Here is a 23,020-nt window from a genome sequence, read left to right on the forward strand (position 1 = left end):
CTTCCCACTGTAGGCCACCGTTTTTCGGGCTGTGGTCCGGGGGGTGATACGGCATGATTCATAGGCGGGCGGCACGGCGCGGGATATGGGGCGTGCTGGCCGCGCTGCCGCCGTCGCATGCCGTGGCCTGCGCGCTTCCGCCTTCGGTCATCCTGACGCTGCCGACGGGTCATTACATCACCGGGGCGGCGCTTGTGGTGGCGCTGACGGCGATCATGGGGGCGGCTGCCGAACGCCTGCCGGAAATGCGGGCCGTTCCTGTGTTGGAGCGCCGGGTGCTGCTGCCGGTGACGGTCTCTTCCTATCTGTCCTTTCTGTGTTTTCTTGGCCTTTTGTTCCTTGGCCTTTTTGGCGCGCGCGACCCGATGCATAATCTGCTGACGCTGGTCTTTTGGACCGGGGTCTGGATCGCGGTGCCACTGGCTTCGATGCTGTGCGGGAATGTCTGGCGGGCCATCAATCCGTGGACCGGACCCGTCATCATCGCGCGGCAGATCCTGGACCGCACGGCAGGCGCCGGCCTGTCCCGGCTGGGCCACTGGCCCGCTGTTGCGGGGTTCGCGGGTTTCATCTGGTTCATGATGATCTCATTGTCGCCGGATGATCCTTTCGTGCTGGCGCAGGTGGCGGGCCTTTACTGGCTGGTGATCTTCGTCCTTGCCGTGGCCGAGGGGGAGGAGTGGCTGCAAAAGGGCGAGTTCCTGACGGTGCTGATGGGCTATCTGGCCCGCGTTGCGCCCTTTTGGTTGGAGATCCGGGGGAACCGCGCGCGGCTGATGCGGGGCTGGCCGGGGGCGCAGGTGTTGGAGATGCCGCCCCTTGATGCGGGGCAAGTGGCCTTTGTCACCCTTGCGCTGGCGGGTCTGACGTTTGACGGCTTGGCCGACACCTTCTGGTGGCAGGGGCTGATCGGGGAGAACCCGTTAGAGCCGACGGGACGATCGGCGGTGATGGGGGTCAATACGCTGGGCCTTGTGGGGGTGTGGGGGCTGACGGTCGCGACCATCCTTGGCGTGATCTGGCTGGGTCGGGCGATTGGCGGGCGGGGCTTTGCGCTGGGTCCGGTGATGCTGTCTTTTCTGGCCATCGCGGCGGGCTATCACGCAGCGCATTACCTGATCATGTTGCTAACAACGGGGCAGTATACTTTGGCCGCGCTGAACGATCCGTTCTTCCGGGGCGATGCATGGCTTGGTCTGCCGCCCTTCTACGTCTCTTTCGGGTTTCTGACGGATACCCGGATCATGCCGCTTCTCTACGCCTTGCAGTTCGGTGCCATCCTGCTGGCGCATCTGCTGGCGGTCTACCTTTCCCTACGGCTGGTTGGGCCGGGGATGCGTGCCATCGCGCATCTGCCGATGACCGCGCTGATGGTGGGTTACACAATCCTTGGCCTGTGGCTTCTGTCCACCGCAAGGTCGGGGTGAAAAACAGTGGACAGAACGTTTGTATACGCACAATCTTCAACCTTAGAGGCGCGCCCAAAGAAAGCGCCCGTCAACAGCGGAGAGTGACATGACGAATGACCTTTTCGGTATCGCGCCGTCCCGGCGAAGCCTTTTGAAGGGCGCGGGGGCCGGTCTTTTGGCCAGCGCCTTTGCACCGCCCGTCTGGGCGCAGGCGGCCCCCATCAAGTTGGGCTTCCAATTGCACCGCACCGGGATCGGTGCGGCCTATGGGCGGTGGTATGAGCGCACCGCACAGGCCGCGCTGAAAGTGGTGAATGACGCAGGCGGGATCAACGGTCGCCCGGTCGAGATCGTGTTCGAAGATGACGGCACCGATCCCAAGCGCGGCGCGGAAGTGATCGAAAAGCTGACCGCGCAGCATAATGTGGACCTGATCTTCGGGCCGCTGTTCAGCCATGTCGTGATCGGGTCGGCGCCGCGCGCCGGGGAGCTTAAGGTGCCCTATCTGGTCTGTTCGGAAGGCTATCACGTCGCGTCGGGCATGCTGAACCGTTGGACGATGCAGCCCGGTATCACCGATGTGCGGGCGCAGGTATCGTCGATGGCGCCTTGGGTGATGGCGAACCTTGGCAAGAAGGTCACGATGGTCTTCCCCGACTATGCCTTTGGCCATGACCACCGCGATTTCTTTACCGCAGCCGTTCAGGCCGCGGGGGGCGAGGTTCTTGCCCAAGTGGCAATCCCGCCGACGGAAACCAGTTTTACCCGCTATTTGCCGCAGATCCCGACGGATACAGAGGTGCTGTATCACGTGATGGTCGGTCCCGCCGTTTTGACCTTCGTCAAGGAACTGGGCGAATTCTACGGCAGCGGTGCGCGTCCGCAGATCTTTGGCTTTATCGACAGCCTTGAAGCGGTCGACATCGCCTCGCCGGGGTTGGAGTTCCTTGAGGGGACGCATTTCTGGGAAGGCCATTGCCGCGCCAAGCAGGCCGATGCGACCGAATGGGAAACCGCCTACCGCACCGCGGTTGGTGTGGACGACAATGGTGCCTCGGTCAGTGACGCGAAGGACGTGGCGACCTATGCCCATATGTTCAGCGTGTGGGAGACGCTGCATGTCATCAAGGCAGGGATGGAGGCTGCGGGCTATCAAGGCCCGGCGGATCGTCAGAAATTCGTCGAGGCTGTGGAGGCGATGACCACCATGCCCGCCAGTCTGGCCCATGTGCAGGGTGACAAGGTGTTCAACGGCAAGACCCATCAGGTTTTTGGCCACCAGTTCATCAGTAAGGTCGAGGGCGGCAAACTGGTGCGCGTGCATCAGACGTCGATCGAGGACGGTGTCTATCCCGACGCCGTTGATTACACGACGCAGAGCTTCTAGGTCATGCGGCTTCTTTTGCCTTTGACTCGCCCCCCTTTCCAGGGGGGCGGGACTGCCGCAGCCTGCTGCGGGCGGTGGCTGATTTCTTATGAGCTGTCTGATTGCGCCCTGTCCGGCAAGAGGAGAGGACGGCGATGAGCTTTGGCCCCTTCCTATTGCTTGCCCTGCTGGAAGGCACGGTGATGGCCGCGGTGCTGGCGTTGACGGCGGTCGGGTTGAACCTTGTGTTCGGCGTGATGCGGGTGGTGAATGTGGCGCATGGGGAATTCTTCATGCTGGGCGCGGTCTGCGCCTGGTTTGTCACATGGTATCTGCCCATTCCCCCTGCGCTGGCATGGGTTGCCGCACTGGTGATCGCGCCCCTTGTGGTGGGGGCGGTGGCGGCGATTGCCGATGTGACGGTTTTGAAGCGGCTGAAATACGATCCCGAAGCGACGATCGTCGCGACCATTGGGCTTCTTTACATCTTCCAGCAGGCAGCACTTACCTTTTACGGGCCGGACGCGCGTCCCGTTGAGCCGCCCTTCCACCTGCGGCTGCAATTCCCGTGGTTCGGATATTCCGGCTACAAGCTGTTCGTGGTGGTCGCGGCAGGGGTGATCCTGTTGGGCGTCTGGTTGTTGATGACACGCACGCGGGCGGGACTTGTGATGCGCGCCACGCAGATTGACCGCGATACGGCGCAGAATTTCGGGATCAACGTGGACCGCGTTTATGCAGGCACCTTTGCCTTGGGCGCGGCGCTGGCGGCGGCGGCGGCAGTGTTGATCGTACCGATCCAGCAAGCGCATTACCTGATGGGGCATGACCCGCTGCTTCTGTCCTTTATCGTTGTCATCATCGGTGGGTTGGGAAGCCTGCGCGGAACCTTGGTTGCCGCGCTGGCGATTGGACTGTCGGATGGCGTCATCTCAATGTTCTTTTCGCCCACGTTGGCCAAGATCATTGCCACGCTTCTTGTGGCGCTGGTGTTGGTGTTTCGCCCGCAGGGCCTGTTTGGGGCAAAGACATGAAGGCGGGCGGCATCTGGGCGTTGCATCTGGGCGTGGTGGCCGTTCTGCTGGCGCTGGTTCTGATCCTGCCGCCCTATCATTCCAATAATCTGGCGCGGATCATGGTGCTGGCTGTCTTTGCCATGGGCTATAATCTAGCCTTTGGCTATACGGGTCTGCTGTCTTTGGGCCATGCGATGTTCTTCGCTGCGGGCATGTTCGCCATGGGACTTTCGGTCTGGCACTGGGGATGGGGTGGGGGTGCTGCACTGATGCTGGGCATCGTCGCCGGGGGAATGATGGCTGGGGCGGTGGGCCTTTTGGCGCTGCGGACGGCGGGGGTCAGTTTCATGATTGTGACGCTGATGTTCGCGCAGGCGGGGTATCTGGCCATTCTCTACTGGGGTGGCATCACCGGCGGGGATGAGGGGTTTGTGGTGGATAGCGCCGCGCGGATCGTGCTTGGCGTGGACCTGTCTGCCGATCTGCCCCGCGCACTGGCCGCGGTGGTGCTTTTTGCGGTGGCTCTGGCGGGATCGCTGGCCTTGGTGCGGTCGCGGCTAGGTCGGGTTATGGTTGCCATGCGCGAAAACGAGGAACGGTCGCGCATGCTGGGCTATGATCCGTTCCGGGTAAAGCTGGCGTCTTTGGTCATTTCGGGCGTCTATGCCGGAGCGGCGGGGGCGGCCTATGGTCTGATGTTCGGCTATGTCGGCGGCAGTTTTGCAACGATCCAGTATTCAATCCTGCCGATGCTTTATGTCCTGCTGGGTGGGGCGGGCACCGTTCTGGGTCCGGTGCTGGGTGCGGCGCTTATGTTCTATCTGATCGACACGGCATCCGGGTTCACCGATGCATGGCTGTTCTTGGTGGGTGTCGTGTTGGTGGCCTTGGTCCTATTCGCGCCAAAGGGCATTCTGGGCACCATCCGGGAAAGGGGCGCAAAATGGCTGCCCTGATGGAAGCGCGTGGCGTGGTGCGCCATTTCGGCGGACTCAAGGCCGTGGATGGCGTGGATTTTGCGCTGGAGCAGGGCGAGATCCATGCCCTGATCGGGCCGAATGGGGCGGGCAAAACGACTTTTGTCAGCCTGCTGTCGGGCCGGTTGCCTGTGCAAGCGGGGCAGATCACGCTGGCAGGGCGCGATATCACCGCCTTGCCCGCCCATGCGCGGGTGCGGGCAGGGATCGCCTATACCTTTCAGATCACCTCAATCTATCCCCGACTGTCGGTGTTCGAAAACGTCGCGCTGGCGGTGCAATCGCGAGGGGGCGACATTGCGCAGGGCGTGGCGTCGGCGCTGGCGCGGGTGAACCTGACGGGGTTTGAGGCGCAGGAGGCGGGCACCCTGTCTTATGGCCATCAGCGCCTGTTGGAGGTGGCGATGGGCCTTGCGCTGCATCCTCGTGTCCTGATCCTTGATGAACCCACGCAGGGTTTGGCCGCGGGCGAGATCGAGGGGTTCAAGGCGCTGGTGCGGGGGTTGGTCCCGGAAACGACGGTTCTGCTGATTGAGCACAACATGGACGTTGTGATGGACCTTGCCCATCGGATCACGGTTCTGAACTTTGGTCAGGTTCTTGCAGTGGGCACCCCTTCCGAGGTGCGGGCCGACAGGTCGGTGCAAGAGGCCTATCTGGGGGGTGACCATGCTGCGGGTTGAGGGTGTCACCGCTGGATATGGTCCTGTTACCGTCTTGCGCGACGTGACCTTTGCGGCGCGGCCGGGTGAAGTGACCTGTGTCATGGGCAGGAACGGCGCGGGGAAATCCACGCTGATGAAATGCATCATGGGGCTGGTTCCGGCGCAGACCGGGTCGGTCACACTGGACGGGGTTGCCGTGCATAGCCTGCCTGCGCATCGCGTGCCGCTGCATGGCATCGCCTATGTTCCGCAAGGCCGCCGATTGTTCGGCCCGATGACGGTGGACGAAAATCTGTCGGTGGGCCTTTTGGCAAGGGGTGGCGGTGCCGAGGTCCGCAATGCGGTGCTGGACCTGTTCCCACGATTGCGAGAGCGGCTGGATCAAGTGTCTTCGACCCTGTCAGGGGGGGAACAGCAGATGCTGGCGATTGCGCGGGCGCTTTGTCTGGAACCCAAGGTTTTGCTTCTGGATGAACCGACCGAGGGCCTTCAGCCGTCGATGATCCGGCTGATACAGGAGACGATCGTGAAGCTGAAGGAAACCGGTGTGGCGACGGTTCTGGTGGAACAGCGGGTCGAGGCGGTGCTGCGGATGGCCGATCAGGTGTCCTTCATGGCGAATGGCGCGGTGGTTGAAACGCTGCGCGCTTCGGACCTGACCGCGACGGCCGTGCAATTTGCCGATCACGTGGGGGTCTGAATGGCGGGGCTGGTCGCTGGCGTTGATGTGGGCGGCACCTTTACCGATCTGGTGGTGGTCGATGCCGAGGCGGGGCGGGTGACGCTGGCCAAGGTGCCGACGACCCTGCCCAATCAGGCGGGCGGGGTGCTGGATGCCTTTGCGGCGGCGGGGGCGGATCTTGCCGCGCTGGACCTGATCGTTCATGGCACCACGACGACCACCAATGCGGTTCTGGAACGCCGTCTGGCGCGGACGGGCATGATCACCACGGCAGGTTTTCGCGATGTGCTGGAACTGGGGCGGCGGACGCGGCCCCAAGCCTATGGGATGCACGGGCATTTCGTGCCCGTGATCCCCCGCGATCTGCGGCTTGAGGTGGCCGAGCGGATGGATGCCCGCGGCAATGTGCTGATCCCGCTGAATGAGGATGCTGTGGCGCAGGCGGTTCGGGATCTGTTGCAGGCGGGGTGCGAAAGTCTGGTGATCCATTTCCTTCATGCCTATGCAAACCCCGCCCATGAAAGGCGGGCGGGAGAGATTGCTGCCGGGCTTTGGCCCAACGATCACATCACTTTGGGCCATGCGATCCTGTCTGAAAGCCGGGAATACGAGAGGGGGGTTACAGCCGCCGTTAATGCCGCGGTCCGGCCGCTCTTGGAACGCTATGTGGCGCGGCTGGCGGATCGGCTGGCGGAACGGGGCTATAGGCGCGAACTCTTGGTGATGAACGGCAATGGCGGCATGGTGGGCGCGCGGGCCGTGTCGCGCGAGGCGGTCAAGACCGTCATGTCCGGTCCGGCATCGGGGGTGATGGCGGCGGTGGCGACGGGGCGGCGCGCGGGGTTTCCCGATCTGCTGACCTATGACATGGGCGGCACCTCGACCGATGTCGCGATGATCCGAGGCGGAGTTGCGCCGGTATCGTCCGAGATCGAGGTGGAATATGCCATGCCGATCCATGTGCCGATGGTCGATGTGCGCACCGTGGGCGCGGGCGGCGGGTCGATTGCGCGGGTGGGGCCGGGAGGCCTGCTCAAGGTCGGCCCTGAAAGCGCGGGATCGGTTCCGGGACCGATCTGCTATGGTCGTGGCGGGACGGAAGTTACCATCTCGGACGCCAACCTGATCCTTGGCCGCCTGCCGGCTGATCGGTTCGGGGCGGGGGCCGAGGCTGCGCGGGCGGCGATGGATGCACAGATCGGCGGACCCCTCGGCCTGTCGGTTGAGCAGGCCGCCGAGGCTGTTCTCCGGCTGGCCGACACGCATATGGCGGGGGCCGTGCGGATGGTGTCGATCTCGATGGGTGCCGATCCAAGGGATTTTGCCCTGTTCGCCTTTGGCGGCGCGGGGCCTTTGCATGCGGTGGCGCTGGCCCGCGAATTGGCGGTGCCGCGTGTCTTGATCCCGGCGCGTCCGGGGATCACCAATGCGCTTGGCTGTGTGGTGGCCGATCTGCGGCATGATTTCGTCCGCACGCTGAACCGCCCGCTGGATGCGGTGGACATGGCCGATGTGCATGGGGTTCTGGCCGCGCAAGAGGCCGAGGGTCGCCGCCTGATCGGACAGGAGCGGATCGCGCTGACCGGCCTGCGCGCCGAATATGCCGCCGAGATGCAGTTCGTGGGCCAGACGCACCTGTTGCGGGTGCCTTTGCCGACGGCCACGCCCACGCGGGATGAAATGCAGGCCTTGTTTGAGGCAGCCTATCACGCACGGTTCCGGGTGGACCTGCCCATGATCCGTGCGAACCTTGTGAACCTGACCTGTTCGGTGATCGGGATGCGGCCGGAACTGGATCTTTCAGTGCTGATTGATCCAGCGGGGCGAAAGGCCCGCGCCGAAGCAAAGGGCCATCGCCGGGTCTGGTTCGGCGGCTGGCATGATACGCCGGTCTATTGGCGTGACCACCTGCCCTTGGAGTTGAACCTGCAAGGCCCCGCAATCATCGAGCAGATGGATACGACCATCGTGATCGAACCGGGCTGCACGGTGTCATCGGACATGGACGGCAATCTGATCGTCGAGGTGCCGCATGGTTGATCCGGTTACATTGGCCGTCATTCAGGCCGGGTTGCAGCAGGTCTGCGATGAGATGGACCTGACCTTTTCCCGGGCCGCCTTTTCCCCGGTGATTGCCGAGGCCGATGACCGTTCCGATGGCATCTATGACGCCACCGATGGTAGTTTGATCGCGCAGGGATCGAAGGGTTTGCCGGTCTTTGTGGGGGTGATGCAGTTCTCTACCCGCACGCTGATCGCGCGTATCCGTGACGCGGTGACCGCTGCGCCGGAACCGGGCGACATCTATATCGTGAATGACCCTTATCTGGGTGGCACGCATCTGATGGATGTGCGCTTTGCGATGCCGGTCTGGCGCGAGGGCAAGATTTTCTGCTGGCTGTCCAACACGGGACATTGGCCCGATACAGGCGGCGCGGTGCCGGGTGGGTTTTCCGCCAGCGCCACCAGCGCCGAGCAGGAAGGATTGCGCCTGCCGCCCGTAAAGCTGTTCAAGCGGGGCGTGATGGATGCCGAGATCTGGCAAATCATCTGTTCCAACATCCGTGTCAGCGAACAGCGCATCGGCGATGTGAAGGCGCAGGCCGGTGCCCTTTTGGTGGGGGCGGAACGGCTTTGCGCCTTGTTGGACAGATATGGTGACGCCACGGTGCAAGAAGCGATTTCCGCAATGCGTGGGCTTGCGGCAGCGCAGATGCGGGCGATGCTGGCCCTGATCCCCGAAGGGACCTATCGCGCCACGGCGACGGTGGACAGCGATGGGGTGGTGAATGCGCCCTTGACCATTGCGTTGTCGGTTACCCGGGCGGGCGATGGGCTGACTTTCGATTTCACCGGGTCTTCGGCACCCTGTGCTGGGCCGATGAATTCGGTCCGGGCGACAACGCTCTCGTCGGTCTATCTGGCGATGCGGCACATTTTCCCCGACGTTCCGATCAGCGCGGGGGCCTTTGAACCTTTGGACGTGACCGGGATTGCGGGCACCTTTCTGGATGCAGCTTATCCGCGCCCGGTCTCTGGCTGCGCCGCCGAGGTGAGCCAGCGGATTGCAGAGGCGGTCTTTGCTGCATTGGTGCAGGCCTTGCCGGATCGCGTGACGGCGGCACCGGCGGGGACATCGGGCAATTTCGGATTGGGAGGACATGATCCGGAAACCGGCGCGGATTACGTGATGTATCAGATATCGGGTGGCGGATATGGTGGCTTTGCCGGGGGCGACGGCATCGCCAATGGCTGTTCCACCATCGGTATCTCGAAAGCGCCGCCGGTTGAGATCATGGAGCAGAAGTTCCCCGTCCTTTATCGTCGTTATGCCCTGCACGAAGGGTCGGGCGGTGCGGGGAAGCACCGCGGCGGTCTTGGTTTGGATTACGAGATCGAGCTTCTCCGCGGCACCGCACGTGCGAGCTTTGTGATGGACCACGGACTGACCGGTCCGCAGGGTGTCCTTGGCGGGGGCGACGGGGCGGTGAACAGGGTTGAGGTCATGCGGGACGGAAAAGTCCTTGTGCCCGAACACCTGTCCAAGGCGCAGGATATTGCGCTAGCCCCAGGTGATAGCGTGCGTGTCCGCACCCCGGGCGGCGGAGGCTATGGAAATCCGGCAGAGCGTGATCCGGAACGGGTTGCCGAAGACCTTAGGCTTGGCCGCTATTTGGCCGAAGATATTCAGCGTCTTTGGCCACATGCGGCGAAAGCGCCGGGATGATGCCGACGTTAAGCACAGCAAGATTGCCCGCAAGGCGGCGCAGAACTAGGGTCGATCTGCGCCGTTTTTGAAGGAGCTGTCTTGTCGCCCACCCGTTTTCCGTTCTGGTTGGCCTCTGTCCTTGTCTTGCTTGCCTCGGCTTTGGCGGGGTGGCTGGCATGGACCACGACGCTTGACCGTCTTTTGGATGAGACGGCACGGCGCGGCGACAATGTTTTGCAATTGGCGGTTTCGGCGCTTGCCGGGCAGCTTGACCGGTACGAGCGTTTGCCAAGCTTGATTGCCGAACAGACCGTGATCCGGCAGCTTGCCGCCGACCCGGAAAATCCGGTGCTGCGGGCGCAGGTGAATGGCTATCTGGAGCGGATTCAGGGTCAATTGGGCGCGTCAGATATCTATCTCATGGATGCGCGCGGCGAGACGGTTGCGGCGTCAAACCATGCCACCCCGACCAGCTTTGTCGGCGGAAACTTTGCCTTTCGGCCCTATTTCAGCGATGCCATCAAAGGGGGGTTGGGACGGTTCTACGCCTTGGGAACCACAAGTGGGAAGCGCGGCTACTACTTTGGCGCGCCGGTGCATGTGGGAGAGACGATTGCGGGCGTTCTGGTCTTTAAGATCGATCTTGATGCCATCGAAGAGACATGGCGGGGTGGGGATTATGCGGTTCTGGTTGCCGATCCGGATGGGGTGATTTTTCTGTCCAGCCGACCGGATTGGTTGTTTCAGGCCTTGGCACCCTTGGGAGAGGATGCCCTTGCCCGGATCACGGAAACGCGCCGCTATGCCGAACGCGTGGTCATACCGGCCGATGTGACCGAGGACCGGGTCTATCTTGGGCAGCATGTCCTGCGGCTGGCGGGTGTGGAGTTTCTTCAGCGCGACCTCCCCATGCCTGAGGCGGAGTGGCAGGTGCATGTGCTGATTGAAACGGCACCGGCGCGGCAAGGGGCGTTGAACCTTGCCGCGGTTGCGATGTTGTCGGTGGGGCTGTTGTCGCTGCTTGCTGGGATCTTGTGGCAACGGCGGCTGCGCATGTCTGAGCGTCTATCCATCCAGGCGCAGGCGCGGGCTGAATTGGAGCGGCGCGTGGCAGAACGGACGGCAGAATTGCGCCAAGCGCAGGCCGATCTGGTGCAGGCGGGCAAGCTTGCGGCTTTGGGGCAAATGTCGGCGGCGCTGAGCCACGAGTTCAATCAGCCTTTGGCAGCAGCGCGGAACTTTGCCGACAATGCCGGGGTTCTGATGGACCGGGGGCGGATGGAAGAGGCCCGAGGGAATATTGACCGCATTCTAGGTCTGATCGATAGGATGTCGTCGATCAGTAGCCATCTGCGCAGTTTCGCGCGCAAGCCGGGCCAGAAGCTCAGCGCGGTCGACCTGTCGGAGGTGATTGATGCGTCGCGGGCCATCGCTGAGTTGCGGATCGCCGCGGCGCAGGCGGTGTTGGTGATGCATCTGCCCGAGGATTTGCCCCCGGTGGTGGCTGGCCCGGTGCGGTTGCAGCAGGTGCTGGTCAATCTGCTGACCAATGCCGCCGATGCGGTTGAGGGACGCGCGACACGCCGCATTGATCTGTGTGCCGAGGTAGAAGGGGATATGGTGGTCATTCGGATTGATGACAGCGGCGAGGGCGTGCCAGAGGCGGTGCGCGACCGGATTTTCGATCCGTTTTTTTCCACCAAGGGCGTGGGGCGCGGGTTGGGGCTGGGGCTGTCGATATCGTATAACATCGTCAAGGACTTTGGGGGGGATATTGAGGTCACGGATGCGCCGGGCGGAGGGGCCAGATTCACGCTGCGCCTGCGGCAGGGGGTGGAGGCTGCGGCGGTTTCGCGGGCGGCAGAATGACCGGCATGCGTATCTTCCTTGTTGATGACGAACCCGAGATGCGCGCGTCCACGGCGCAGGCTTTGGATCTGGCGGGGTTCGCAGTGGAGGAATTCGCGGCTGCAGAGCGGGTGACGGATCTGGTCAGCTTTGGACTTCCGGGCGTGGTGCTGACGGATATTCGCATGCCGGGGATGGACGGGCTTTCCCTTATGAACCGTATCCATGAGATTGACCGGGATATTCCTGTCATTCTGGTTACTGGGCATGGGGATGTGCAACTGGCGGTGCGGGCCATGCGCGAAGGTGCCTATGATTTTGTTGAAAAGCCCTTTTCAGCAGGACAGTTGACCGAAATCATCGCGCGCGCGGCGGAGTATCGGCGGCTGGTTCTGGAAAACCGCGTGCTGCGTGCTGCGGCGGGGCAGGCCGATGATCTGGAACAGCGGTTGATTGGGCGGTCAAATGCGATGATCGACCTGCGCCGCCGCATTCGCACCATCGGGCCGAGCGAGGCCGATATCCTGATCGTCGGTGAAACAGGATCGGGCAAAGAGGTGGTGGCGCGCGCGCTGCATGACATGTCGGCGCGGGCCCGCAAGCCGCTGGTCACCATCGACTGCGCGGCTTTGCCTGCGGCGCTTATTGAAAGCGAGTTGTTCGGTCATGAGGCGGGTGCCTTTCCGGGGGCGTTGAGGCCGCGGTTTGGCAAGTTCGAACACGCGCGCGGCGGCACCGTTCTTCTGGACGATATCGCGTCCATGCCGCTTGACCTGCAAGGCAAGTTGGTGCGGGTGATCGAGGATCGGACCGTGACCCGGCTGGGTTCCAACCAACCCATCGAGTTGGATGTGCGGTTCATGGCAACGGCGCGTGTGCCATTGGAAGCCGAGGTGGAGGCGGGCCGTTTCCGCGCTGATCTTCTTTATCGTCTGAACGTTGTGACGTTGCAGGTGCCGCCGCTTTCGGCGCGGCGCGAGGATGTGCCGCTTTTGTTTCTGCGGCTGTTGGCCGAAGCGGCAAGCCGCCACCGGACCGAGGTGCCGGAGGTGCCGCCCGCTGTGATTGCGCAATTGGCTGGACGGGATTGGCCGGGAAATGTGCGCGAATTGCGCAATGCGGCGGATCGCTTTGCCCTTGGCCTTGGCGAGGGGATCGTGCCGGACGAGGCGCCGGGGCGTCTGGCCAAGCGGGTGGCGGATTTCGAAAAGCGCGAGATTGAGGCGGCGCTTGCGGCGCATCAGGGCAATCTGCGTCCGGTCTACGAATCCCTTGGTCTTTCCCGCAAGACGCTGTGGGAAAAGATGCAGAAGCATCGCATCGACAAGGCCGCTTTCGGGCTGGATGACGGGGATTAGTGGCGCTTTCCCCCCATCCTCTGGGGCGTGATGTTACGGTTTCCACACATGCCCGGCGAAGGAGCGCAAGTTGTTTGCGCAAACGGTTCGACGGACTGTTGTTTGGCGAGAAGCGAGTTGATCTTGTCCCGCCTGTCGGTGGGAACGGGAGGTTTCCGCCACGTTCTTTTGGGAGGAAAAATGCTGTTCAAGACCTTCTCCGCCGCCGCTGTGGCGGCTGTTTTCGCAACGGGTGCCTTTGCGCAGGATCGCGCAGATTGGCCGAGCGATATGACCATCGGGACGGCCTCGCAGGGCGGGACCTATTTCGTTTATGGCAATGGGTTTGCTGGCTACATCTCAGAGGCGTTGGGCATCAACGCGACGGGTGAGGTGACCGGTGGTCCGGTGCAGAACGTGACGCTGGTGCAGACCGGGGATCACCTGATGGGGCTGGTCACGATGGGGCCGGCCTATGATGCATGGAACGGCAAGTCGGAACTTGCACCGGGGCTGGAGCATAAGGATATCCGTGCGCTTTTCCCGATGTATCAGACGCCGTTTCAGGTGGTTGCGCTGAAGTCTTCGGGGATCACGAGCGTTTCCGATCTGGCTGGCAAGCGCGTTTCGGTTGGGCCTGCGGGTGGCACGCCGGGGACGTATTGGCCGCAATTCATGGCGACGCTGGGGGTTGAGGCGACGATATCCAATGCAGGCGCGGCGGATGCGGCAGGACAGTTGACCGACGGGCTGATTGATGCCTTCGCTTTTGCGGCGGGCGTGCCGATTTCGGCCTTTGCCGAATTGGCGGCGCAGCAGGATGTGGTCATGTTCGGCTTTACCGCGGAAGAGCAGGCCAAGGTTCTGGAGGGCTTCCCGGCGATGGCGCCTTTCGTCATCCCGTCGGGCACCTATGCGGGGCATGATTACGATCAGGGCACCGTGGCGCTGTGGAACTTTGCCATTGCGCATAAGGACATGCCCGAAAGCCTGGCCTATGAGATCACCAAGCTGGCGCTGGAAAACAATGACCGCATGGTCCAGATTCACGCCACCGCAGCCGAGACGTTGGCGGAGAACTGGGACAAGAACACTTTCATGCCCTTCCACCCCGGAGCGGTGCGCTACTTTGAGGAAAAGGGCATCAGCATTCCCGATACCCTGAAATAAGACGGCTAAACCCGCACCCAGAAGGGGCGCCCCATACCGGGGCGCCTCTTTCCAAAGGAATGTGATCGGGGGACAGACCCATGACAGCGCAAAGTGCCGGTGCGTCCGAAGCGGACATCGCATCTGGCGTGGACAACGAGATCTTCGCAGCCAACCAGCGCCAGCCGACAGGGACGATCGGCCTTGTCATGGCGGGGCTGTGCGTGGCCTATACGGCCTTTCATATCGGGGTGATGAACCTTTATCCGCTGGAAACTTGGACCTATCGCCTGATCCATGTGGGCGGCGGGCTGGCTATCGGGTTTCTTCTGTTTTCCTCGATGACATTCGCGGAAGGCGGAAAAACTTCGCGCAAGGGGCGCGATGTGCTGGTTGTGCCGGGCCTTTTGCTTATCCTTGTGGCGCTGGCGCAGGCGCTCGCCCCATGGCTGGGTTTCGGAGCAGGCGTTGATCCCGCAGCACCGGCGGATGCGTGGCGGTGGAGCTTTGGCCTTCCGCTTGCGATCGGGACAGGCTGGGTGCTGCTCATCGGCTGGACTATGCCGGATGCCCGTCGCGCAAGGCTGGACCTTGCAGATGTGGCACTTGCCGTCGCGGCGATTGTGGTGACGCTGTACATCATCTTTCACGCACCGGCCTTGCGGCTGCGGGCAGGGACGGCATTGGCCAAGGAAGCCGATATGTGGGCGGCGCTGATTGGGGTGGTGCTGATCCTTGAACTGACGCGGCGCATGGCGGGCTTGGCGCTGGTCATTATCGCGTCGATCTTCGTGATCTATAGCTTTGTTGGGCCGTGGCTTCCGGGCATCCTTTATCATCGTGGCTACAGCCTGACGCGCTTCTTTACCTATATCTTCACTGATCAGGGCATCCTTGGCCCGACCACGGCGATTTCGTCGACCTATATCATCCTATTCGTGGCCTTTGCCGCCTTCTTGCAGGCGTCGCGGGTGGGGGAATATTTCGTCAACTTTGCCTTCGCGGCCGCCGGGGATCGGCGTGGGGGACCGGCGAAGGTGGCGGTCTTCGGATCGGGTCTGATGGGCATGATCAACGGGACCAGCGCGGGTAATGTGGTTGCGACCGGGTCCCTGACCATCCCCTTGATGAAGCGCGTGGGATACAAACCCCAAACAGCCGCAGCGGTGGAGGCTGCCGCCAGTTCGGGCGGGCAGATCCTGCCGCCGATCATGGGGGCAGGGGCCTTCATCATGTCAGAAATCACGGGGATCGCCTATTCTGACATCGTGATTGCGGCAATCATCCCGGCCCTTCTGTATTTCACCAGCGTCTATTTCAACGTGGATCTGGCCGCGCAGAAATACGACATGAAGGGACTGCCACGTTCCGAATTGCCGCAGTTCCGGCGGTTGGCACGGCAAGCCTTCCTCTTCATCCCGATCTTCATTCTGATCGGCGCTCTGTTCATGGGATATTCGGTGATCCGCGCCGGAACGCTGGCCATGGGGGCGGCAGCCGTGGTGAGTTGGTTGACCCCGGTACGCATGGGGGTGAAGGAGATCCTCTTCGCGTTGGAGATTTCCACGAAGATGACGTTGCAGCTTGTCGCGGTCTGCGCGGCGGCGGGTATCATCGTTGGGGTGATCGCCCTGACCGGGCTTGGCACCCGGTTTTCATCGCTGCTGTTGGGTCTGGCCGAGAATACGCAGGTCGTGGCGCTGTTCTTTGCGATGGTCGTGTCGATCATCCTTGGCATGGGGATGCCGACAACGGCGGCTTATGCCGTGGCGGCCAGCGTCATCGCGCCGGGCCTGATCACGATGGGGATCGAACCGCTGACGGCACATTTCTTCATCTTCTACTTTGCCGTGATGTCCGCAATCACCCCACCTGTGGCCCTTGCGGCCTATGCCGGGGCGGCCATTGCACAATCAGACCCGATGCGGACGAGTGTTGAGAGCTTTAAGATGGGGCTGGCGGCCTTTATCGTGCCGTTCATGTTCTTCTCTTCGCCTGAACTGCTGATGCAGGGGGAATTCCTCGACATTCTGCATGTCGTCGTTGGCGCATTGCTGGGGGTCTATCTTCTGTCAAGCGCGGTGCAGGGCTGGTTCTTCGGGCCTTTGCATATCGTCTTGCGGGGGGTGATGGTTCTGGCGGCCATGGCGATGATCGACTCTGGTTTCCTGACCGACGCTGTAGGCTTTGGCACGGCCATCCTGATCTGGGCGTTCCAAAAGAAGATGCTGAAGTCAGATCGCGTGGCGCGGGGGGCGGATTGAGGAATGGTAGGCTTGTGACGCCCTTATTCTGACAGAGGTTTTCGGGGCGCGGTGTGGATCGCGCCCCGTTTTCTGTTGGGATCGTCCTTCGAAAACGGTGGATGGCGGCGCAGGGAGTGGGAAGCGTTGGGCAAATGATGCCAAGGATAGTGCGGGGTCAGACCGTACTTGCCACGATCGCCTGCGCCAGATGGGCCGAAGCTGCCACCCCGTCAATCAAAGGCCGACCTGTGCGACGTGCCAGTTCATCGCGCAGTGGGGCCATACCCGCACAGCCCAAGGCCACAGCCCGCCCGCCAAGAGCCTCGGTCGCCATGATCCCGTCGGATAGGCGGGCAAGAACGGCTTCTCCACCCCGCTCCACCTCTAGCACGGGCAGACCGCTGGCTATGACGGACCGGCAGGCCCGGTCTAGCCCGTAATGGGCGATGTTTTCCTGCAAGACGGGCACCGAAACCTGAAGCGTTGTCAAAACCGAAAAGCTGCCAAAGGCCAAGGCGGCCATCACATAGGCTGCCTGCCCGATCCCGATCACCGGGCAATGTGCTGCTGCGCGCAAGGCATCCAGACCTGTATCGTCGAAACAGGCGATCACGATCACCTCTGCCCCGATCTTGGCTGCGTCGGGCAGCATCGCCATCAGCCCAATCACGGCAGCGGCCCCATCTTCTGGCCCCTGAATGGCGGCGGGTCCGGAATGGTTGGTCCAGCCCAAAATCTCTGCCCCCGGCAGGGCGGCTGTTGCAACGGCCACGATCTGATCGGTCATCGATACGGTGGAATTGGGGTTCAGATACAAAAGCCGCACGTCAAATCCCCTTGCCCGCATCGGAACCAAGCCGCGCCCGACGCCGCGCCATCCCCCAGACGGTCAGCAGGAACACCCCGATGACAATCAACGAAAAGACGGTGGTCAGCGTGCCAAGCGCATAGATCACGGGTGTGGTGACATTTGTCGTCATACCGAAGATTTCGAGCGGGAGCGTGTTGTAGCTGCCCGCCGTCAGCAATGTCCGGGCGAATTCGTCATAGCTGAGGGTGAAGCCGAACAACCCGACCCCGATCAGCGATGGCGCGATGATGGGCAGGACGACGTATCGGATCGTCTGCCAAGGTGTTGCCCCCTGATCCCGTGCCGCTTCTTCATAGCTGCGGTCAAAGCGGTTGAAGACTGCGAACATGATCAGCAGGCCGAAGGGGAGGGTCCAAGTCAGCTGGGCGCCAAAGCCCGATGTGGCCCAATGGACGGTCAGGCCTGTCTGCCCAAAGATGAGCCCAACCCCAAGCGAAACGAGGATGGACGGGATCACCAGCGATGCGATGGTCAGGTAGAACAGCACCCCTGACCCGGCAAAGCGTTTGCGGAAAGCCAGACCTGCCATGACGGATACGACAACTGTGGTGACCATCACCATCAGACCCAGCACAAAAGACCGCCGGAACGCCCCCCAGATATCGCCCACGGCCTGTTGCTGAAACAGTTCGCGGAACCAGTGTAGCGATGTTCCCTGCATGGGAAAGGTCAGCCCGCCGCCTTCACCCTGAAAGCTCAGGATGCCGATGGTCACGGTGGGGCCGTAAAGGAACAGGACGAAGAGGCAGAAGAAGGCGGTCAGCCACCAGAAACTCGCCGGGCGTTTTTCCATGGCTACAGCTCCTTCCGGATATTGACGAAGCGCAGCAGGATTCCGATCACGATCAGCAATGTGCAAAGCAGAACCACCGCCGTGGCCGAGGCAGAGGGGTATTGCAGAAGCCCGATATCGTTGGAAATCAGTCGCCCCACATTGGCGCTTTGGCTGCCCGACATGAAGCGGACGGTGATGAAGTCGCCCATGACCAGCGTCAGGACGAAGATTGTCCCGATCATGATCCCCGGCTTGGTCAGCGGAAGGATCACATGGACCAGGGTCTGAAAGCCCGACGCCCCGTTGTCCCGTGCCGCCTCGAGCAGATTGCGGTCGATCCGCATCATCGTGTTGAAGATCGGCACCACCATGAACAGGGTGTAAAGATGTACGAAGGCGAGGATCACCGAGAAATCGGAATAAAGCAGCCATTCCAGCGGTTCGTCGATCATTCCCCAATGGACCAATGTTTGATTGGCCAGCCCGTTGCGGCCAAGGAAGGGGATCCATGAAATCATTCGGATGATGTTCGACGTCCAGAATGGGATCGTGCAGAGCAGGAAAAGCGCGATCTGGATGTTCTGGCTGCGGATGTGAAAGGCCAGATAATAGGCCACCGTGAACCCGATAGCCAAAGTCAGCGCCCAAGTGATGAAGGCATATCGGAATGTCGCGGCAAAGACCTTCCAAGTCACGGCAGAGCCGAACAGGAATTCGTAATTCTCGAAACTGAAGGCCGGGACGATGGAGAACTCTGTCGCCTGCCAGAAACTTACGATCACAATCGTGATGATCGGCAGCACAAGGAAGAATGCCAGCACCGCCACCAGCGGTGCCGCCAGCAGCCAGCCCGTCAGCGTTTCGCGCGATGTTGCCTTCACCTTGATTGTCCCTAGTCCCGGTTTCTGAAACTGGGCCGGGGGCAAACTCCCCCGGCCCACCACTCGTCACCACATCATGCGGCGATGAACTCGTTCCATTTGCGGACCATGTACTGGTTTTCGTCCATCACTGCGTTCCAGCAGGCCACATGGCCCATCCGATCGTAGAAGGACCCGCCATCGCGGCTATCCCCGGCTCCGGCAAGCTTGTCGCCCGTCGGGCTGGTGATGTCGCCGGTCGCGGGCTTACCCTCGAACCAGTAACCCCATTCGTCGGCGGTCATGAACTCTTTCGAGGTTTCGGGGACGGCGGAGTAATAGCCCTGCCGCATCAGATAGCCACCAACCCAGCCGGACAGATACCAGTTGATGTATTCATAGGCCGCATCCAGCGCCATGCCCGACAGGCCGGCCGACAGACCGATGCCGCCACCCCAGCTGCGATATCCTTCCTTGAGCGGTTGATAGACGCAAGGAATCCCTCGCGACTTCACCGCAGTGATGGCCGGCGACCACATCGACTGGATCACGACCTCGCCCGAGGCCATCAAGTTGACCGACTCGTCAAAGGTCTTCCAGAAGGCGCGGAACTGGCCCGCTTTCTTGGCTTCGGTGAAGATCGCGATGGTTTTGTCGATCTCTTCCTTGGTCATGTTGCCTTTGTCGGCATACTGAACTTCGCCCATCGCTTCGCAGACCATGGCCATGTCCATGATCCCGATGGAGGAGATGTCCAGAATGGACGCCTTGCCCTTGAATTCGGGATTCAGAAGTTCGGTCCAGCTTTCGATCGGGCGGCCGATCAGATCGGGCCGGATGCCCAAGGTATCGGCGTTGTAGATCGTGGGGATTAGGGTCATCCAACCCGTTTCTTCAGTGGCGAAGGTGGTGGCACCGGGGCCTTCGACAAAGCCCACCGTATGCGGTGCGGTGCCCTGTGCGATGACGCTTTCTGGCGTGAGCTTGCCAGAACGGAAGATGCCAACGATCTTGTCATAGTTCTTGATCTTGCTGGTATCCATCGCCTGCAAGTTGCCTGTCGGCCAGACCTTCTTGCAGATCCAGTATTCGATATCGGCGATGTCAAAGCTGTCGGGCTGGGTCGCGGCGCGCTGCGTCACGGCATCCGAGTCAAGCGCCGTCATTTCCAGCGTGAAGCCAAGGTCTTCCTTCACCTTCATCGCCACGTCATTGAGATTGGACACCCCGGTGCCGAACTGGCGCAGGGTGATGTCCTTGATCTCTTGCGCCCAGATCATCGGTGCGGGCAGGGCGGTGGCGGCAAAGGCAGCGGCGCCGCCTTTCAGTAGCGAGCGGCGGGTATATCTCATCTTTGACATGTCATGTCCCTCTGTTGGTTGTCTTGGCGATGGTTTGGTCAGGCTTGGAGGCGGTGCAGCCGCCCCTCCTCCCAGGTCAGGCGGACCTGCGCACCGGGGCTTATTTCATTGGAGAAGAAGGCCGCCTCGGGCATCAGCGCGATCAGCGCCTCGCCCGCCTCGGTCTGAGAAGCGATGGCGACGCGGTCGCCCTGATATTCGATGGCTTGCACTGTCGCGGGCAGGCCACTGTCGCCGATCCTGATTTCATCCTGCCGGATCGCATGCCGCGCACCGTTCAGCGTGATGACATTGTGGCCGCCCATGAACCGCGCGACGAATTCCGTGCGCGGTGCGTTGAAAACCTCACGCGCCGGTCCCGCCTGTTCGATCACGGCGTTGTTCATGACCACAACCTCGTCGGCCAAGGCGAGCGCCTCGTCCTGCCCGTGTGTGACGTGGATGAAGGTGATCCCCAGCTCCCGTTGGAGGCGTTTCAATTCCCCCCGCATGCGAATGCGAAGGAAGGGATCCAATGCCGATAGGGGTTCGTCCAGCAACAGCACTTCCGGGTCAGAGATCAGTGCCCGCGCCAGCGCCACACGCTGCTGCTGACCGCCGGAAAGCTGCGCGGGCAGACGTTCCGCCAGATGGGTCATATCGACGAGTTCCAGCATCTCCATCGCGCGGGCATGACGCGCGGCCTTGTCCACGCCTTTCATCCGCAGCGAAAAGGCCACGTTGTCCTTCACCGACAAATGCGGAAACAGCGCGTAGTTCTGAAACATCATAGCCGTCCCGCGTTTGGCAGGCGGCAGGGCCGAGATATCGCGTCCCGACAGAAGGATAGACCCTTCGGACACGCTTTCATGCCCAGCGATCATCCGCAGCGTCGAGGATTTCCCGCAACCCGATGGGCCAAGTAGGCAGACATAGCTGCCCGGGGCGAAGACATGGTTCAGGTCGTTCACCGCGACCGTCGTCCCGTAGCGCTTGGTCAGATGTGCAAGTTCCAGATCATGCGCTGTCCGCATCGCCGATGGTCCCCCGTTTCCGTGATCCTGCGGTGCGGTTGGGGAGAATCGGCAGCGGATTCCTGTGCCACGGGGTCAGGAATCCTAGGATGCCTTATTTTTTTGCGCTCGCAGAAATTCTGTGCTCAATTATCAACACAAAATTGTATACAATCATGTTGAAAACCTTGCCCCTTGCCTGTCCCCTACCGCTCCTCCAACTTTCCTGCGAGAGAGGCGCAATGGACCAGCCCGTTAAGGAACCCGCATCCGACATGATCGCCGCACAGCTTGCCTTGGCGGTGCATGAGCATCGCTTGGCCCCTGGGACAAAGCTGAACGAAGATGAGGTGGCGGATATTTACGGCGTATCGCGTACGGTGGTCCGGGCATCGCTGCAGCGTCTTGCGCATGAGGGGCTGGTAGAGCTGCGACGCAACCGGGGGGCCTTTGTTGCCCAACCCACAATCCGCGAAGCGCGCGAAGTGTTCGAAGCGCGCGCCCTGCTGGAACCCCGCACCGCCCGTTCTGCTGCCGAACGGATGACGGATGCCGACCTTGCCGCCCTGCAACGCCATATCGACGAAGAGCATGAAGCCCTCGCATCGGGCGAAGCGGGTCGCGCCCTTTATCTTTCCGGTCTCTTCCATATCGAAATTGCGCGGATCGCGGATCAAATCACGATTGCTGCCTTTATCGAACAACTGATTTCGCGATCGTCTCTTATCATCGCGCTGTATTGGAAACGTCGCGCCGCGCTTTGTGAAAGCCATGCGCATCATGCGCTTCTGGATGCGATGTCGCTGCGCGATGGTGCCTTGGCCGAGGAGTTGATGCGGGGCCATCTGCTTGACCTGCTCACCTCTCTGGACCTTCGCAACACGCCACCCGCACCCCGCAGCCTGCGTGAGGCGCTGGGGCCATGATGCGCATCGCGCGCGCCGAGGAATTGCCGCTTATCCTAGATTGGGCCGCCGCCGAAGGATGGAACCCCGGTCTTGACGATGCAGGGGCCTTTTATGCGGCTGATCCAGAGGGGTTCTTTGTGGCGGAACGCGAAGGTGTTCCGGTTGCCGCGATTTCAGTTGTCAATCATGACCCGTATCATGCCTTTCTCGGACTTTATATTTGCCATCCCGCTTGGCGGGGAAAAGGTATTGGGCATGCTCTTTGGACCCATGCCCTTGCACATGCCGAAGGACGCAGCATCGGGCTTGATGGGGTAGCGGCTCAGCAGGCGAATTATGCGAAATCGGGTTTTGTCCGCCATGGTGCGACGCAGCGTTTTGTCGGAACGCTTGTGGCCGAGGCGCATCCCCGCATCCGCCTTGTCACCTTAGCGGATCTTCCCGCCCTGATCGCATTTGATCATGCGGCGGGTGGGGTCCATCGTCCTGCATTCCTGACGGCATGGCTTACCCCGACGGCCACACGACGCGCTGTCATGTTCGATGATGGCACTGGCTTTGCTGTCATCCGCACCTGCCGTGAAGGCACGAAGGTCGGCCCGATCCTTGCGCCTGATGCCCTTGCGGCCCTTGCACTTGCCCAAACTGCGGTGGACCTTCTGCCGGCCGCTTCAACAGCCATTGATTTGCCCGAACAGAATGCCAGCTTGCGCGATGCCCTGATCGCCCACGGTTTCACCCTTGGGTTCGAGACGGCCCGCATGTATCGCGGCCCCGCCCCGGCCAGCGATCCCCGGCTTGCCGCCATCGCGACGATGGAATTGGGCTGACGCCGCCAAGCAACTGCCG

The 23,020-nt window shown here is 61.8% G+C and carries 19 protein-coding genes; 14 read left to right on the forward strand and 5 right to left on the reverse strand.

What is annotated here, in order from left to right; genetic code table 11:
• The first annotated feature begins 53 nt into the window (after positions 1-53).
• The 12 genes from QF092_RS19415 to QF092_RS19470 all read left to right on the forward strand — a co-directional run bounded on the left by QF092_RS19415 (position 54) and on the right by QF092_RS19470 (position 16,422).
• Positions 54-1,427: a hypothetical protein gene (locus QF092_RS19415; RefSeq protein ID WP_281470590.1), complete on the forward strand. Its 1,374-nt coding sequence runs from the start codon at positions 54-56 to the stop codon at positions 1,425-1,427.
• Between the two features lie 88 nt (positions 1,428-1,515).
• The gene (locus QF092_RS19420) at positions 1,516-2,796 is read left to right on the forward strand and encodes an ABC transporter substrate-binding protein (RefSeq protein WP_281470592.1); all 1,281 of its coding nucleotides are present in this window, start codon (positions 1,516-1,518) and stop codon (positions 2,794-2,796) included.
• 134 nt (positions 2,797-2,930) lie between these two features.
• Positions 2,931-3,809 (forward strand): branched-chain amino acid ABC transporter permease, encoded by an 879-nt coding sequence (locus tag QF092_RS19425; RefSeq protein WP_281470595.1) that lies wholly within the window; start codon positions 2,931-2,933, stop codon positions 3,807-3,809.
• Entirely contained in the window at positions 3,806-4,747 is a 942-nt protein-coding gene (locus tag QF092_RS19430; RefSeq protein ID WP_281470597.1) for a branched-chain amino acid ABC transporter permease, read from the forward strand. Before QF092_RS19425 ends, QF092_RS19430 begins: the two co-directional genes overlap by 4 nt.
• On the forward strand, positions 4,735-5,451 hold the full coding sequence (locus tag QF092_RS19435) for an ABC transporter ATP-binding protein (protein ID WP_281470599.1): 717 nt from the start codon (positions 4,735-4,737) through the stop codon (positions 5,449-5,451). Before QF092_RS19430 ends, QF092_RS19435 begins: the two co-directional genes overlap by 13 nt.
• Positions 5,438-6,133, forward strand: a complete 696-nt coding sequence (locus tag QF092_RS19440) for an ABC transporter ATP-binding protein (RefSeq protein WP_281470601.1) — start codon at positions 5,438-5,440, stop codon at positions 6,131-6,133. The genes QF092_RS19435 and QF092_RS19440 overlap by 14 nt, the downstream gene beginning before the upstream one ends.
• Complete coding sequence (locus QF092_RS19445; RefSeq protein WP_281470603.1) at positions 6,134-8,155, forward strand: hydantoinase/oxoprolinase family protein; 2,022 nt, start codon at positions 6,134-6,136, stop codon at positions 8,153-8,155.
• Positions 8,148-9,842: a hydantoinase B/oxoprolinase family protein gene (locus QF092_RS19450; protein ID WP_281470605.1), complete on the forward strand. Its 1,695-nt coding sequence runs from the start codon at positions 8,148-8,150 to the stop codon at positions 9,840-9,842. The genes QF092_RS19445 and QF092_RS19450 overlap by 8 nt, the downstream gene beginning before the upstream one ends.
• Before the next feature lie 81 nt (positions 9,843-9,923).
• On the forward strand, positions 9,924-11,693 hold the full coding sequence (locus QF092_RS19455) for a sensor histidine kinase (RefSeq protein ID WP_281470607.1): 1,770 nt from the start codon (positions 9,924-9,926) through the stop codon (positions 11,691-11,693).
• Positions 11,690-13,030: a sigma-54-dependent transcriptional regulator gene (locus QF092_RS19460; protein WP_281470609.1), complete on the forward strand. Its 1,341-nt coding sequence runs from the start codon at positions 11,690-11,692 to the stop codon at positions 13,028-13,030. Before QF092_RS19455 ends, QF092_RS19460 begins: the two co-directional genes overlap by 4 nt.
• Positions 13,031-13,210: 180 nt before the next feature.
• Entirely contained in the window at positions 13,211-14,179 is a 969-nt protein-coding gene (locus QF092_RS19465; protein WP_281470610.1) for a TAXI family TRAP transporter solute-binding subunit, read from the forward strand.
• Between the two features lie 80 nt (positions 14,180-14,259).
• The gene (locus tag QF092_RS19470; RefSeq protein WP_281470612.1) at positions 14,260-16,422 is read left to right on the forward strand and encodes a TRAP transporter permease; all 2,163 of its coding nucleotides are present in this window, start codon (positions 14,260-14,262) and stop codon (positions 16,420-16,422) included.
• A 157-nt stretch (positions 16,423-16,579) separates the two neighbouring features.
• On the opposite strand, the gene QF092_RS19475 is transcribed toward QF092_RS19470, so the two are convergent.
• The 5 genes from QF092_RS19475 to QF092_RS20005 form a co-directional block, all read right to left on the reverse strand.
• Positions 16,580-17,230 (reverse strand): aspartate/glutamate racemase family protein, encoded by a 651-nt coding sequence (locus QF092_RS19475; RefSeq protein ID WP_281470615.1) that lies wholly within the window; start codon positions 17,228-17,230, stop codon positions 16,580-16,582.
• Between the two features lies 1 nt (position 17,231).
• Positions 17,232-18,068, reverse strand: coding sequence for an ABC transporter permease (locus QF092_RS19480; RefSeq protein ID WP_281470616.1), 837 nt, complete (start codon positions 18,066-18,068; stop codon positions 17,232-17,234).
• A 2-nt stretch (positions 18,069-18,070) separates the two neighbouring features.
• Positions 18,071-18,931 carry an ABC transporter permease gene (locus QF092_RS19485; protein WP_281470618.1) on the reverse strand — a complete coding sequence of 287 codons (861 nt, stop codon included), beginning with the start codon at positions 18,929-18,931 and terminating at the stop codon, positions 18,071-18,073.
• Between the two features lie 74 nt (positions 18,932-19,005).
• Complete coding sequence (locus tag QF092_RS19490) at positions 19,006-20,271, reverse strand: ABC transporter substrate-binding protein (RefSeq protein WP_281470620.1); 1,266 nt, start codon at positions 20,269-20,271, stop codon at positions 19,006-19,008.
• 38 nt (positions 20,272-20,309) lie between these two features.
• Complete coding sequence (locus QF092_RS20005) at positions 20,310-21,284, reverse strand: ABC transporter ATP-binding protein (protein ID WP_420026556.1); 975 nt, start codon at positions 21,282-21,284, stop codon at positions 20,310-20,312.
• 221 nt (positions 21,285-21,505) lie between these two features.
• Between QF092_RS20005 and QF092_RS19505 the strand changes: the two genes are divergently transcribed.
• Both QF092_RS19505 and QF092_RS19510 read left to right on the forward strand, forming a co-directional pair.
• Positions 21,506-22,189: a GntR family transcriptional regulator gene (locus tag QF092_RS19505; RefSeq protein WP_281470622.1), complete on the forward strand. Its 684-nt coding sequence runs from the start codon at positions 21,506-21,508 to the stop codon at positions 22,187-22,189.
• Positions 22,186-23,001 (forward strand): GNAT family N-acetyltransferase, encoded by an 816-nt coding sequence (locus QF092_RS19510; protein WP_281470624.1) that lies wholly within the window; start codon positions 22,186-22,188, stop codon positions 22,999-23,001. The genes QF092_RS19505 and QF092_RS19510 overlap by 4 nt, the downstream gene beginning before the upstream one ends.
• The last annotated feature ends 19 nt before the right edge of the window (positions 23,002-23,020 follow it).

The sequence above is a fragment of the Fuscovulum ytuae genome (assembly GCF_029953595.1).
Lineage (GTDB): Bacteria > Pseudomonadota > Alphaproteobacteria > Rhodobacterales > Rhodobacteraceae > Paragemmobacter > Paragemmobacter ytuae.